At 65.7% G+C, this 12,707-nt stretch carries 17 protein-coding genes; 7 read left to right on the top strand and 10 right to left on the bottom strand.

Annotation, left to right across the window (positions count from 1 at the left end; genetic code table 11):
• Nucleotides 1-2: 2 nt before the first annotated feature.
• On the bottom strand, nucleotides 3-383 hold the full coding sequence (locus C442_RS10005) for a CBS domain-containing protein (protein ID WP_008310074.1): 381 nt from the start codon (nucleotides 381-383) through the stop codon (nucleotides 3-5).
• A gap of 102 nt (nucleotides 384-485) precedes the next feature.
• On the opposite strand from C442_RS10005, the gene C442_RS10000 reads away from it, so the two are divergent.
• Genes C442_RS10000 through C442_RS09990 form a run of 3 tightly spaced genes read left to right on the top strand, consistent with a single transcriptional unit; the run spans nucleotide 486 to nucleotide 3,030 of the window.
• Entirely contained in the window at nucleotides 486-695 is a 210-nt protein-coding gene (locus C442_RS10000; protein WP_008310072.1) for a hypothetical protein, read from the top strand.
• Entirely contained in the window at nucleotides 692-1,801 is a 1,110-nt protein-coding gene (locus tag C442_RS09995; RefSeq protein ID WP_008310070.1) for a Gfo/Idh/MocA family protein, read from the top strand. The genes C442_RS10000 and C442_RS09995 overlap by 4 nt, the downstream gene beginning before the upstream one ends.
• A 47-nt stretch (nucleotides 1,802-1,848) precedes the next feature.
• Nucleotides 1,849-3,030, top strand: a complete 1,182-nt coding sequence (locus tag C442_RS09990) for a redox-regulated ATPase YchF (protein WP_008310069.1) — start codon at nucleotides 1,849-1,851, stop codon at nucleotides 3,028-3,030.
• A gap of 38 nt (nucleotides 3,031-3,068) precedes the next feature.
• Here the strand turns inward: C442_RS09990 and C442_RS09985 are convergent, their stop codons facing one another.
• Nucleotides 3,069-3,995 (bottom strand): hypothetical protein, encoded by a 927-nt coding sequence (locus C442_RS09985; RefSeq protein WP_008310067.1) that lies wholly within the window; start codon nucleotides 3,993-3,995, stop codon nucleotides 3,069-3,071.
• A gap of 77 nt (nucleotides 3,996-4,072) precedes the next feature.
• Here C442_RS09985 and hisD point away from each other — a divergent pair, with 77 nt between their 5' ends.
• Together hisD and C442_RS09975 are read left to right on the top strand one after the other, a co-directional pair.
• On the top strand, nucleotides 4,073-5,344 hold the full coding sequence (gene hisD / locus C442_RS09980; RefSeq protein WP_008310065.1) for a histidinol dehydrogenase: 1,272 nt from the start codon (nucleotides 4,073-4,075) through the stop codon (nucleotides 5,342-5,344).
• Nucleotides 5,345-5,441: 97 nt separating this feature from the next.
• Nucleotides 5,442-5,816: a HesB/IscA family protein gene (locus C442_RS09975; protein WP_008310062.1), complete on the top strand. Its 375-nt coding sequence runs from the start codon at nucleotides 5,442-5,444 to the stop codon at nucleotides 5,814-5,816.
• Here the strand turns inward: C442_RS09975 and C442_RS09970 are convergent, their stop codons facing one another.
• From C442_RS09970 to C442_RS09940, 7 genes are all read right to left on the bottom strand, one after another.
• Nucleotides 5,817-6,017, bottom strand: a complete 201-nt coding sequence (locus tag C442_RS09970; RefSeq protein WP_004593332.1) for a dodecin — start codon at nucleotides 6,015-6,017, stop codon at nucleotides 5,817-5,819.
• Nucleotides 6,018-6,064: 47 nt separating this feature from the next.
• A complete protein-coding gene (locus C442_RS09965; protein WP_008310060.1) occupies nucleotides 6,065-6,724 on the bottom strand; it encodes a hypothetical protein in 660 nt (219 codons plus the stop codon).
• Nucleotides 6,721-7,341 carry a hypothetical protein gene (locus C442_RS09960; RefSeq protein ID WP_049942928.1) on the bottom strand — a complete coding sequence of 207 codons (621 nt, stop codon included), beginning with the start codon at nucleotides 7,339-7,341 and terminating at the stop codon, nucleotides 6,721-6,723. Before C442_RS09960 ends, C442_RS09965 begins: the two co-directional genes overlap by 4 nt.
• A gap of 60 nt (nucleotides 7,342-7,401) precedes the next feature.
• Entirely contained in the window at nucleotides 7,402-8,316 is a 915-nt protein-coding gene (locus C442_RS09955; RefSeq protein ID WP_008310058.1) for a metal-dependent hydrolase, read from the bottom strand.
• A gap of 66 nt (nucleotides 8,317-8,382) precedes the next feature.
• Nucleotides 8,383-8,916: a mechanosensitive ion channel domain-containing protein gene (locus tag C442_RS09950; protein WP_008310057.1), complete on the bottom strand. Its 534-nt coding sequence runs from the start codon at nucleotides 8,914-8,916 to the stop codon at nucleotides 8,383-8,385.
• A gap of 24 nt (nucleotides 8,917-8,940) precedes the next feature.
• Nucleotides 8,941-9,273 carry a DUF7116 family protein gene (locus C442_RS09945; protein ID WP_008310056.1) on the bottom strand — a complete coding sequence of 111 codons (333 nt, stop codon included), beginning with the start codon at nucleotides 9,271-9,273 and terminating at the stop codon, nucleotides 8,941-8,943.
• A gap of 124 nt (nucleotides 9,274-9,397) precedes the next feature.
• A complete protein-coding gene (locus C442_RS09940; protein WP_008310055.1) occupies nucleotides 9,398-9,637 on the bottom strand; it encodes a DUF5816 domain-containing protein in 240 nt (79 codons plus the stop codon).
• 72 nt (nucleotides 9,638-9,709) lie between these two features.
• On the opposite strand from C442_RS09940, the gene C442_RS09935 reads away from it, so the two are divergent.
• Together C442_RS09935 and C442_RS09930 are read left to right on the top strand one after the other, a co-directional pair.
• The gene (locus tag C442_RS09935; RefSeq protein WP_008310053.1) at nucleotides 9,710-11,068 is read left to right on the top strand and encodes a bifunctional metallophosphatase/5'-nucleotidase; all 1,359 of its coding nucleotides are present in this window, start codon (nucleotides 9,710-9,712) and stop codon (nucleotides 11,066-11,068) included.
• Between the two features lie 32 nt (nucleotides 11,069-11,100).
• A complete protein-coding gene (locus tag C442_RS09930; protein ID WP_008310051.1) occupies nucleotides 11,101-11,547 on the top strand; it encodes a universal stress protein in 447 nt (148 codons plus the stop codon).
• Here the strand turns inward: C442_RS09930 and C442_RS09925 are convergent.
• A complete protein-coding gene (locus C442_RS09925) occupies nucleotides 11,517-12,578 on the bottom strand; it encodes a mechanosensitive ion channel family protein (protein WP_049942927.1) in 1,062 nt (353 codons plus the stop codon). The genes C442_RS09930 and C442_RS09925 overlap by 31 nt on opposite strands.
• Nucleotides 12,579-12,707 lie beyond the last annotated feature (129 nt).

Genomic DNA, 12,707 nt, shown 5'->3' with positions numbered 1-12,707 from the left:
CTTCAGGAGAGTGCCTTCGTGATATCCGTCGACGACACCATGCCGACGTAGTCCTGATGCTCGTCGATGACGGGGAGGTGCTTGATGTCGTAGGTCGTCATCATCGCTGCGGCCTCGCCGAGTTCGAGCGAGGTCGTCACCCGCTCGACCGGCGACGTCATCACGTCGCCGACGGTCGCCGACGAGAGGTCCTTCCCGGCCGCGACGGCGTCGACGATGTCCGTGGTCGTGATGATGCCCGCCTGCGCCCCCGGGACGAAGATGCCGTTGATGTTCTGCGCTTGCATCTGCGTCGCAGCCGCTTTGACGGTTTCGTCGGCAGAAATAGTCTCTAACGGCGTCGACATGATGTCCTCGATGCGGACGGTCGTTTCAGTGGCCATGCGCTGTCAACGCACGCATCCGGTTTTGGCTTTTCCCTCGGTGCGGCCCGCCGCCCTGCCGTCACCATGAGTGTTATTTCGGCCCCGAGTGAACAGCCGCGCATGACACTGGACATTGGGATGCTCGGCTATCGATTCACGGCCACCTTTTTCCCGCTCGGGTGGCCTTCGGCCACCACTCGCGGCAAAAACGTGGTCTTGCTGAACGAAGTGAAGCAAGGCTCGAAAGACGAGCGACGCGAGTCTTTCGGTGGCGAAAAAGGCCGCTCGTTCGCTTCGCTCACTCGCGGTACAACTGAGGTGATGGCATGACCCTCGATATCGGCATGCTCGGCTATCGATTCATGGGAAAGGCCCACGCGAACGCGCTGGACCGCCTGCCCATGTTCTTCCCCGAAGCGCCGGCGGTCAACAAGGACGTACTCGTCGGCCGCGACGAGGACGCACTGGCCGACGCAGCCGACCAGTTCGGCTTTGACCGGACTGCAACGGACTGGCGGGATATCGTCGACGAGGTAGACGTGTTCTACAACCTCGGCCCGAACCACGTCCACGCAGAGCCGTCAATCGCGGCGCTGGAGGCCGGCACGCCGACCTTCTGTGAGAAACCGCTCGCGCCCACGCTCGATACGGCGGAGGAAATGGCTGAGGCCGCCGCGGACGCTGGCGTGCCCGCGGGCGCGGCGTTCAACTACCGCTTCGTCCCGGCCATCCAGTACGCGAAGGGGCTCATCGACGACGGCACACTCGGCGAGATTCATCACTTCCGCGGGCAGTACCTCCAGGACTGGCTGGTCGACCCCGACGCGCCGTGGTCCTGGCGCAACGACGCGGAGATGGCCGGAAGCGGGGCACTCGGCGACCTCGGCTCGCACACGGTCGACCTCGCCCGGTTCCTGCTAGGCGACGCCGCCGGCGAGATAACCGACGTGAGCGGCCACCTGCAGACGTTCACGGAAGAACGCCCCGTAGAGGGAAGCGACGAGACGCACCCGGTGACCGTCGACGACGCCTACAGCGCACAGGTTTCGTTCGACAGCGGCGCCATGGGAACGCTGGAGGCCTCCCGCGTCGCCAACGGACACAAGAACGCTCACACCATCGAAATCGAGGGGTCGAAAGGCGCAATCAAGTTCGACCTCGAACGGCTGAACGAACTGCAGGTGCTCACCGAGGGCGACCGCGGCTTCCAGCAGGTGCTTATCACCGACGAGGACGACCCCTACGTCGACCACTGGTGGCCACCCGGCCACGTCATCGGCTGGGAGCACACGTTCGTCCACGAGAACTACGAATTCCTCTCAGCCGTCGCCGACGGCGGCGAACAGGAGCCGTCCTTCGCCGACGGCCTCGCCGCACAGCGGGTCCTCGACGCTATCGAACGGAGCGACGAGCGCGGCGAGCGGATCAGCCTGTAGGGCCACGAACCGAAACCCCCTTTCGGCGGCCACTGGTAGAATCTGCCATGCTCTCTATCGCGCTGGCCGGCAAACCGAACGCCGGCAAGTCTACTTTCTACAAAGCGGCGACGATGGCCGACGTGGACGTGGGGAACTACCCGTTTACCACCATCGACGCCAATCGCGGCGTCAGCCACGTCCGAACGGAGTGCCCCTGTCTCGACCGGGAGGAGCGCTGTGGCGACGACAACTGCCGGGACGGCAAGCGCTACGTCCCGGTGGAACTCATCGACGTGGCCGGCCTCGTCCCCGGGGCCCACGAGGGTCGCGGCCTCGGGAACCAGTTCCTCGACGAGCTATCGACCGCCGACGTAATTCTCAACGTCGTCGACGCCTCCGGCGGAACTGATGCAGAGGGTGAACCTGTCGAGGTCGGCGAACACGACCCCGTCGAGGACGTTCACTTCATCGAGGAGGAGATGGACCTGTGGCTCGCCAGCATCGTCGACCGCAACTGGGAGTCCATCGAACGCCAGTCCCGCTCGCCGGATTTCAAGCTCGACGAGTCGCTGGTGGACATGTTGGCCGGCGTCGGGGCCTCCGAACTCGACGTGGCGCGGACGCTGCGGGATCTGGAGTACCCCGAGGACCCCATCGCCTGGACCGACGAGCACCGCGAGGCGCTGGCGACGGAGATCCGCCAGCGGACGAAGCCGCTCGTCGTCGTCGCGAACAAGGCCGACATCGCCCCGGAAGGTAACATCGAGGCCCTGCAGGAGGCCGCCGACGTGGTCGTGCCCGCGACGGCCGACGGCGAACTCGCGCTACGCAACGCCGCGCAGGCCGGCGTCATCGACTACGACCCCGGCGACCCGGACTTCGACATCGTCGGCGACGTGAGCGACCAGCAACGCGAGGGGCTGAACCGCATCCGCGGCGTCATGGAGGAGTGGGGTGGCACCGGCGTCCAGGGCGCTCTAGACACCGCCGTCTACGACCTGCTCGATCACCTGACGGCCTACCCCGTCCAGAACGAAACGCACTGGACCGACGGCCAAGAGAACGTCCTCCCCGACGCGTTCCTGCTGCGCCAGGGCGCGACGCCCAAAGACCTCGCCTACGCCGTCCACTCCGACATCGGCGACGGGTACATCCACGCCGTCGACGCCCGCGAGAACCGGCGTATCAGCGACGAGACGGAACTGGAGGAGGGCTCGGTCATCAAAATCGTGAGCGACGCGAACTGAGCGAGTGCGGCCGGCGCTATAACCGCCTTCTCGGCCACCTACTTCGGCAGTAAGTCCTGCAGCGTCGCCCGAATATCCTCGCTCCCGGGACTCTGTGGCACCTGCCCGAGCACGTCCCGCCCGAGTCGCTCCGTCGCCGCACCGACCGAAAGCCTGTCCAAGAGAGCCCCGTATTTCAGTGCGGGCCGCGGCGACACGTCGAACAGCAGGTCGCGCTTCCCGATGAGCGAGTGGGTGATCGACAGAATTTCGACGGCGTGGTCGACGTACTGGTCTCTAGCGTCATCATCGCCGTATTCGGCGAGCGCGGCCAGCAGGAACCCCTCCAGTTCGGCCTCGCGGTCGTGAAGCGCCGGCGGGTCCGAGAGCACGGTCGTCCCGTCGGGCCGTTCCGGAAGCATACTCCGGCGGGGCGCATACGAGAGGACCGCGCCGGTGGTGGGCGTGGTTGCAGCTGGGAGTGGCGCAGCCAGTCGCTTCGAGGGGTTCGTATCGGTGAAGACGACGTAGAGGTTCGCCGGTTCGCCGCGCACCGGCTCGTCCCAGCCGTCTGGGCTGTGTTCGTAGCCGCGCCGGAGTGCCTCCCGAAGCGTGCGTACAACCCGCCCGCCTTCGCCTTGGAGTTCCAGATGGAGCACAACGGGACCGTCGCCGCTCTCGTCGATGAGAGACCACAGGGCCGGAAGCGCGTCCGCAGCGCCAGCCGAGAGTTCATAGCAGGCGGCGTCTCGCTCTGCGGCCAGCAGCCGGGCGAGCGTGCTGCCGCGCCAGCCGGTCAGGTCGGCGACGTAGAACCACGGAAGGGTGTGTATCGGGCCGACTGCGGCGTCGCCGGCCGCCGTGTCGATAGTTGGTGGGACGGTCTCCAGATAGCTATCAATAGTCGCCAATTCGGGCGCGAAATACTCGGTCGTCGCCGGAGGGAGGTCGGTCGTCCGGCGACGGTGGTCGTCGACTGAAGCCATAGGCGGTGTACGCCCGAGTGCCGGAAAACGCTGACGAGAAGGGAAACCCGTTTTTTGCCCCGTCCCGAATCAGGGGTATGAACGTACGGACGATAGCCGACCTGGGTCCCGACGAGCGGGCCGCTTTCTTCGACCGCGACGCCGGCGTCGACGCCGTCAGAGACGACGTGCGCGACATCGTCTCGCAGGTCCACGAGGAAGGGGACGTTGCGCTCCGGCGCTTCGCCGAGGAGTTCGACGACGTGTCGGTGGGCAACATCGACATCACGGACGCCGCCGAGCGAGCCTACGAGGAAATCGACGACGACGTGCGCGAGGCCATCGAGGACGCCGCGGCGAACATCCGCGCGTTCCACGAGCGGCAGGTCCCCGAAGACTGGCGCGACGACTTCGAGGGGCGGGAACTCGGCCGCCGCTATCGCCCGCTCGACAGCGCCGGCGTGTACGCGCCCGGCGGCACGGCGGCCTACCCCTCCAGCGCGCTGATGGGCGTCATCCCGGCGAAGGTCGCCGGCGTCGAGCACGTCGCTGTCGCCACGCCGCCGGCCGAGGAGGTCAACCCCGTTACGCTGGCCGCCATCCACGTCGCGGGTGCCGACGCCGTCTATCAGGTCGGCGGCGCACAGGCCATCGCGGCGCTGGCCTACGGGACCGAGACCGTCAGCGCGACCGACATCGTCGTCGGCCCCGGCAACCGCTGGGTCACGGCGGCGAAGGCCGAGGTCCGCGGCGACGTTGCCATCGACTTCCTCGCCGGCCCCTCCGAAATCATGGTCGTCGCCGACGGTGACGCGGACCCGGAACTGGTCGCGGCAGACCTCGTCGCCCAGGCCGAACACGACGAGAACGCCTCGGTCGTCGCCGTCACCGACGACGAAGAGCTTGCTGATCAGGTCGTCGACGCCGTTGACGAGCAAGCCGACGGCCGGGAGCGCGAGGCAGTTATCCGCGCCGCACTGGACAACGACGGGTCCGGCGTTCTCCTCGCTCGCTCGATGAGCGAGGCCGTCCTTTTCGCCGAGGAGTACGCCGCCGAGCACCTCTCGATTCAGGCCGACGACGACGAATCACTCCTCGAACGGATTCCCTCCGCCGGGTCCGTGTTCCTCGGCCCGTACAGCCCCGTTGCGGCGGGCGACTACGCTACCGGCACGAACCACGTCCTGCCGACTGGCGGCAACGCGCGGGTCACCGGCGGCCTCTCCGTGGACACGTTCGTCCGGTCGACGACGGTCCAGCGGCTCTCCGAGGATTCACTGGACGACATCGCGGATACGATTACGACCCTCGCCGAAGCCGAAGGGCTGGAAGCCCACGCCGAGAGCGTCCGCAAACGGTTCGAGGAGTAACGCGGTTCCGGGGCTTTCCTAGAGAGTAACAGGGTGTATCTCTCCGAACCGTTCCACCGGCGTCACTGTTAACACGTTCGGGCGTGGATACTTGTGTATGAGCAGCACAGCAGACGACGGCGATCCGAACCTCGGGGGCGAGGACGTAGCCGTCACCGAGCAGGCAGCGGGAGAGGCACTGGACCTCCTCGAAAGCGAGGGGATGGACGTCGACGAATCCGGACTTCGCCTGTACGTCCAGCAGGGCGGCTGTGCCGGCCTCTCCTACGGGATGCGGTTCGAGCATGCACCTGAAGAAGACGACGAAGTGTTCGAGCGCAACGGGCTCCGCGTGTTCGTCGACGACGCCAGCATCGACTACATCGAGGGGTCGGTACTCGACTACGAGGGCGGCCTGCAGGGGGCCGGGTTCCACGTCAAGAACCCGAACGTGGTCAGCGAATGCGGCTGTGGCGAGTCCTTCCGGACGTAGCTACTCTTCGAGTTCGAACGCCACGACGACCTCGGCCTGGTACTCGCGGCCCTCGACGCCGGCGATCTCGACGCCGAGTTCCTCTACCTCGACCCACTTGAGATTGTCAAGTGTCGCCTCCGCGCGTTCGATGGCGTCGTCGGCGGCTTTGTCGAAGCTTTCCGAACTGGTCCCGATCAGCGTGATTTTCTTGAAAACCATTTTCGTGAGACCTGTTCACACGGACATGGCATAAAAGTACGGACAGGTCACTGCGACTGCCGGTCGAGCAACGACTCGACGTGACCGACCACGCCGGTGAGGTGTGCCGTCCCCCAGATCGCCACGATAATCGCACCGATAGCGTCGAACACGAGGTCGAGCATCGTGTCGCTGAGACCGAACTGTGTCAGAATCGTGTCGTTCCCGGTCGCCGATGCGGCGAGCGTGATCGAGAACTCGATGACCTCCCAGAGCACGCCGAAGGCCATCACGAACAGGAGGAGGAACACGAACATGAACCGCGAGGGGATCGAGATCTCGTCGGTGTGCTCGTCGAGTGCGCGAACCGTCGTGTACCCGACTGCGGCGACGACCGACGACGAGAGGGCGTGGGTGAAGTGGTCCCACCACCAGATGGTGACGTAGAAGTTCTCTTCGGACCCAGGCAACCCGACAGTTCCGAGCGCGTGGAAGAACGCCGCCGACGTAATCCACAGCGTCAGCGCGGGGTCGAGCGTGATGCCGTAGTCACGTTCCAGCAGCGCCGGGAGCTGCGTGACGAGGATGGCGACACCCGAATTGACGATGATGCCGACGTTGCCCCGCTCGATACCGACCGCCAGGAGCCCGATGAGTGCGAGTGACAGGGCCCGCGAGAGCAGTTGTTGTGTCGCCGGACTGATTCGGAGGCGGTCACGGACCTTCATACGTCCGGCTGGACCTCCTCGGGGACGCGACTGGTCCCGGCCTGCTGTCGGACGTAGTACGCGAACACCACGCCAGCGCCGATACCGGCGATGGTCGACGCGACGAACTCCCACATCACCGCTTCCTCGATGACGTGTTCTGACACCGTCGGATCGAGGATGAAGGTGGTCCCGAGGAACTGGTCGGCCACCCAGCGGACGACCGCCCAGACGCCGGCGGTGGCCATCGTGGTGATGGCGACGAAGACGACGGCGAACCGGGGCGTCATCCGGACGGGGGTAAAGAGCTGGAGTTCGACGGCGAGGATGAGCGCGATGGCGGCGACCGAGAGGTAGGTCGCGAGATTACCGGTCATCGAGAGCGTCGCAAACAGGCGGCCGACGACGGGCAACGCCGCCAACAGGAGGATTTCCCAGGGGAGCATGGCGTCCCGGTTACGCAATAGAACCGGCGGAAACAGCGCCAGTGCCGCGACGGCAGCCGCGAACCCGGCCCACAGCACGTCGGCCTGAACAGCACTCGTCACAGAAACGGCGGCGAGCATGGCGACGATGCACCACGCCGCGAGGGCGTTGACGCGCCTGTCCCGGAGCAACCGCGCTACGTCTCGGCTCATAGTGTCAGGTGAGCCGCGACTCGAAAAACCCTATCGACCGATGCCGGCGGCGTGGGCTGTTCAGATAGCCCCATACGCCATGGCATACGCGAGCGCAGCGATGGTCACCGCCGCCAGCCCCGTCACGACCGTCTCCAGCCAGTCGACGCCGTCACTGAACGGCCGGGTCGGCGCCCCGACGACACCCAGCGCGAGGACGCTGAACACGAAGTGCGCCGACCGTTCGAGCGTCGGGGCGGGCAAGAACAGGACGGCCGCCCCGTAGCCGATTCCCAGCGCTGCCCGGGGACGGACGAGTTCGGTCAGCGTGTATCCACGGAGGTGGACGTAGGTCCACACGGCGAGCCAGACCGTCGCCAGTTCGATAGCGAACGCCGCCAGGAGGTGCGTCGTCGGGTCGGGGTGGAGTATCACCCGCTCGGCGACGAGGCTCACGTCGAAGGGGTAGAAGAACGGGGGCGGGCCGCCGGTGAAGAGGTCACCGAACGGGTGGGTGAGCAGTCCAAGTAGGGCCAGCCCGGCCACCGTCCGGGGGCTGATATCGCGGGACTGTGCGACCGTGGCGACACCGAGCACGGCCAGGACGAACACGAGCATCACGAGCCCTGCGATGGGGCCGCTGAGTACGCCTGTGAGAACAGTCGCTGCGACGCCGATTGCCAGCGATGCAATTCGGGCGGGCCGTGATTCGGTCGCCCAGAGACCGGCCGCGGCGGCGAGTGCCGCCCCCAGCAGGAGCGAGTGCGTCGGCCCGCGGTGGACGACGTTCGCGGTCTCCCAGAAGCCGTCCGCCGTCAGATTCTCGGCGGCCCCGACGAGCAGCCCGAAGGGGGCGTAGACGATGTCGACGTCGGGAACCGCGGCGAACAGGCCAGCGATGACGCCCAACTGGACCGCCCGCTCGCGGGAGAGTCCAAGCCACCACGCGGCGAGGCCTCCGAGGGCGAACGCGAACAGCGCGTGCCCGACGAACATACGCCGAGTACGACGGCGATACGCTTAAACTCCATGTGTGACGGGATAGCGCGGGACTCGGCCCGCTCAGGACGCGGAATCGACTTTCGTCCAGCGTTCTTCGATGGCCGCGTTGGCCCTGACGACAGTATCGCCGTCGACCCGGAACCGCGTCTTCCGGAGTTCGATGGCGGCCACCTCGCCGGTGGTGTCGCCGGTTTTGATGGTGTCGCCGGGGTTGAAGTCGGGGTCGCGGAGGAGGTAGACGCCGGCGACGGCGTCCTTGATCATCTCCGAGAGCGCGTAGGAGACGCCGAGCGCGAGGAAGCCGGTCGCCGTGCCCAGCGACGTGGCGATGGCGGTCAGGCCGATGATAGAGAGGAAGGATAGCGCCACGCCGAACCACAGGAACACGAGGACGATGACGCCGAGAAACTGGCGGTACACGGGCGACTCGCCGGGCAGCGACCGCTTCAGAACCGCCCGGACGACGAACATGATGGCTTTGATACCGACCGCAGCTATCGCGAGAAAGACGAACGCGGTTATGAGGCGCGGGAGCGCGTCGACGACGTTCGTGACTAGCTGTTCGAGCGCTCGATTGATGACACCGACTTGCACGCCGGATGGTGGACGGAGAGCCCCCTAAGTGTTGGCGTCAGCCGATATGGCTGTGTCGCCGGGGTGACGGACCACCTCGTAGTCACCGTCCTCGGTAATACCGATGACGGCCCAGTCATAGGATACGTCTCGTCGAGTGAGACGGCGGCTGAGGTGCGTTGCCTCGCCCGTGCGTGTGACGAAACAGCGCAAATCGCCGCCCTCGGGTATCGGGTCCTGCGAGTCGAGCACTGAGACAGTGACGACGCGCCAGTCGCGTTCCGCTCGCAGTTCGGTGCCAGTGCGCGACACGGTGTATCCGAGGTCGTCGAATATCGACCGGGCCTGCTCGTCGAGTGATGTGGTAACGGCCCCCATCTGAGAGTCAGTACCACCGGCTATCTGATAAACGTTCCCACTAGCTATGTGGCTGACAGTTGGGCCGGCGACACAGCCGTCGAAAAACGCAGAACAGCACGGGTCTGTCACCCGGACCCGACTGTTACTCGTGGGCCGCGTCCCACTCCTCAGCCTTGCGGAGGTTCGAGCAGTCGTTACAGCGGATGCGGCCCATCGAGTCCATCGCGTTGTTGAACGTCTCACAGTTGCTACAGAAGTAGCCCCAGCGTCGCTCGCGGTCGTCATCACGGTAGACGACATGAAACGCGCCTTTCGTGCCGATGTCGCCGTCGCTCCTGTCGACGTACAGCGTCTCGCCGTCGGGACCTTCGAGTGCGTCCATACGTACGCATGACGGGCCAGCGGCTAAATCACTGCGGAAACCATTAATGGCTGGTTCCCCTGAACTGCGGGTGTGAGTCCCCGGATCATCCAGTACTCCGACGTGGAGAAAGCGTACGATACACCCGAACGGATCGGGCGATTTGCGGGGACAGTGACCGCCGCTGACGGCCCGGATGCGCTGGTGGTCGGCACCGGGGACAACACCGGTCCGGGGGTGCTGTCGCTGGTCACCGACGGCGAGCAGTCGCTGGACCTCTTCACTGCGCTGACACCCGCGTTCGAGACGCTTGGCAACCACGACTTCGACCACGGACTCGACGCGACGCGGGACATCATCGCCAGGTCGCCCCAGACGTGGCTGACTGCGAACGTCGAACAGGACGGCGAGCGGTTCGCCCGACGACTGACCCGGCCGTGGGCGAGCCGGACCGTCGACGGGCAACAGCTCGGCTTCGTCGGCGTGACCGACCCCGACACGGCCGCAGCTAATCCACAGGCGACGACGCTGACGTTCACGGACCCCCTCGAAGCCGTCGCTGAGGCGGCCACGGCACTTCGAGCGGACGGGGCCGACGTTGTTGTCGTGCTCTCCCATCTGGGCCGTACTGACGAGAAACTGGCCCGCACCTGCGACGTGGACGTCATCCTCGGCGGGCACGTCCACGAGCGCCGCATCGACCGTGTCGCCGGCACACTGCTCACCAGACCGGGAGCCAACGGCAAGACCGTCGTCGAGGTCGACCTCGGCGGGCCGGAACCGACTGCGGAGTTCCGCGAGACTGCCGACGGTCCCGTCGACGACCACGTCGCAGAGGCCATCGAGGACAGACTCTCCGCTGCGGGACTCGACGAGGTCGTCGGGCACGTCGAGGAACCGCTGGACCGGAGCCGGGCGACGACCTACGGCGGTGAGTGCCGCCTCGGCAACCTCGTCGCGGACGCGTACCGGTGGGCGACGGGCGCGGACGTGGGCCTCCAGAACAGCGGTGGCCTCCGGAACGACACGGTCCCGCTGGACGGGGCACTCACGGTCGCCGATATGGTCTCTATCGTCCCCTTCGAGGAACCCCTGACCGTCGCCGAACTGACGGGCGCGGAGCTCCGGACGCTGTGTCGACAGGGCAGCGGGCGACAGGTCGAGTTCGGAGAACCGGACTGGTGGCACGCCCACCTCAGCGGCGTCGAGCTGGTCTGGAACGACGACACGCAGACTATCGAGCGACTGCGAATCGACGGCCGACCGGTCCGTGACACCGAGACGTACACGCTCGCGACGAGCAACTACCTCTACTACACGGAGCGAGAATTTCCTGTCTTGACCGAGTCTCATCGGGTCAGCGTCGCTGACGTACAGTACGAGGCGCTGGCCGACTACGTCCGCGAGACCGATATCGCCCCGACTGTCGACGGGCGACTCACTCGTCGCTAGCGATTTAAACCTCGGCACGGTACATCTCGCCGATGCCACAGGTCGTCGTCCCAGTCAGATACCCGCTCTCGGAGAACTCCAGAGCCACGCTTGCGGAGGCCATTCAGATCGCCGACGAGGAGGACGCGGACCTCACCGTCTTACACGTTAACCTCTACCAGAACAGCCACCGGGTCGACCGGACGGAACTCAAACAGGCCGTCGAGCAGTCGTTCGGCCACGTCCCGCGGACGCGGTACGTCGTCCGGTCGGGGATGCTCGTCGAAGAGACGATTCTCGACGAGGTCGCCGCACAGGACGCCGATATCGTCGTTATCGGGAGTAAACAGGCGAGTCGCTGGCGACAGATGATCCGGCGGCTGGTCGACGACCCCGACGTCGAACAGTTCCTCCGCGAGGAACTCGACTGCGAAATCGTCACTGTCGAGCCGGATGCCCAGTCCAGCCGTCACTCGTCAGCGAGGTCGTCGGGGTCCTGACGGGGTGGGACGGGCGAGTCACCGGTGGCCGCGTGGCTCCGGCCACCATTGTTCAGTCCGCTCAGTCCGTCGTTGAGTGAGACGTTCATCTCCCCGCTGGTGTCGTCGAAGTACAGGTGCGAGTGCGGGTAGGCGATTTCGACGTTTGCGTCTTCGAGCCGTCGCCAGACGTTCGTCTGGACCCTCGAGCGTGCGGCGAGCAGTTTGTACGGTTCCGTCACCCAGTACCGGAGCGTCAGCAACACGCCGTGGTCGGCGAACTCGTTGATATACACAGTCGGCGAGGCGGGATACCGGGCCGCGCCGACACGGATGTCCGGCCCGCCGGAGATGACGTTGTCCACCTCGCGCGCGGCGTCTTCGATCAGCTTCCGCGCGGCCGGGATGTCGCTCTCGTAGGTGACGAGGACGTCGAGCGACAGCCGCGTCCGGGAGTCCTCCGCCGAGTAGTTGATCACGTCGCGCTGGCGCATCTCCCCGTTGGGGATGACGAGGAAGGTGTTGTCGAGCGTGAACATCTTGGTGTGCCGCAGCGTGATGTCCTCGACAAAGCCGCGCTGCCCCCGGTCGGCGAGTTCGATCATGTCGCCGATCTCGTAGGGCTGATCGGCCAGCAAGAAGACCCCAGAAATCAGGCTCCCGAGGATCGGTGCCAGCACGAAACCCACAGCGGCCGAGAAGACGGTAATTAACAGCGAAATGTCGGCGAGCTGTAACCCGTAGATGTTCAGGATGGTCAGCAGCGCGAACACGTACACGCTGACGCGGATTCCCCGGAGCGCCATCCGGGTCAGGCTGGGTCGGCGGAATCGCTGTGCGACCCGCCGACCGAGGAGCCGAACGAGGATGCGAGAGATCGCGATGGCCAGCCCGATGACGATCAGGGATTTCCCTATGTTGGCAATCCACATCGGAATTTCGAAGGGGAGAAATCCTCCGATGTCAGTGGCTACCTCTGTCGCCACTTCCGTCGCGGCTTCGGTCGGCGTCGGGGTGGGTGTCTGCAACGGCCAGACAGGGCCAAAACGCATGCCATGGAATCGACACCGCCCCGAGAAAAGGGTTCCCCTCCCGAACTACTTATACTGTCGGCTGTAACTATTTCAAGACATCCGCCACCCCGAGGTGGCGAAATTCTTCACAGACTTACAGCCGACAGT

This window comes from Haloarcula amylolytica JCM 13557, from assembly GCF_000336615.1.
GTDB lineage: Archaea > Halobacteriota > Halobacteria > Halobacteriales > Haloarculaceae > Haloarcula > Haloarcula amylolytica.
Note: the sequence above shows the minus strand (reverse complement) of the source record. Positions and strands in the feature narration are given on the sequence as shown.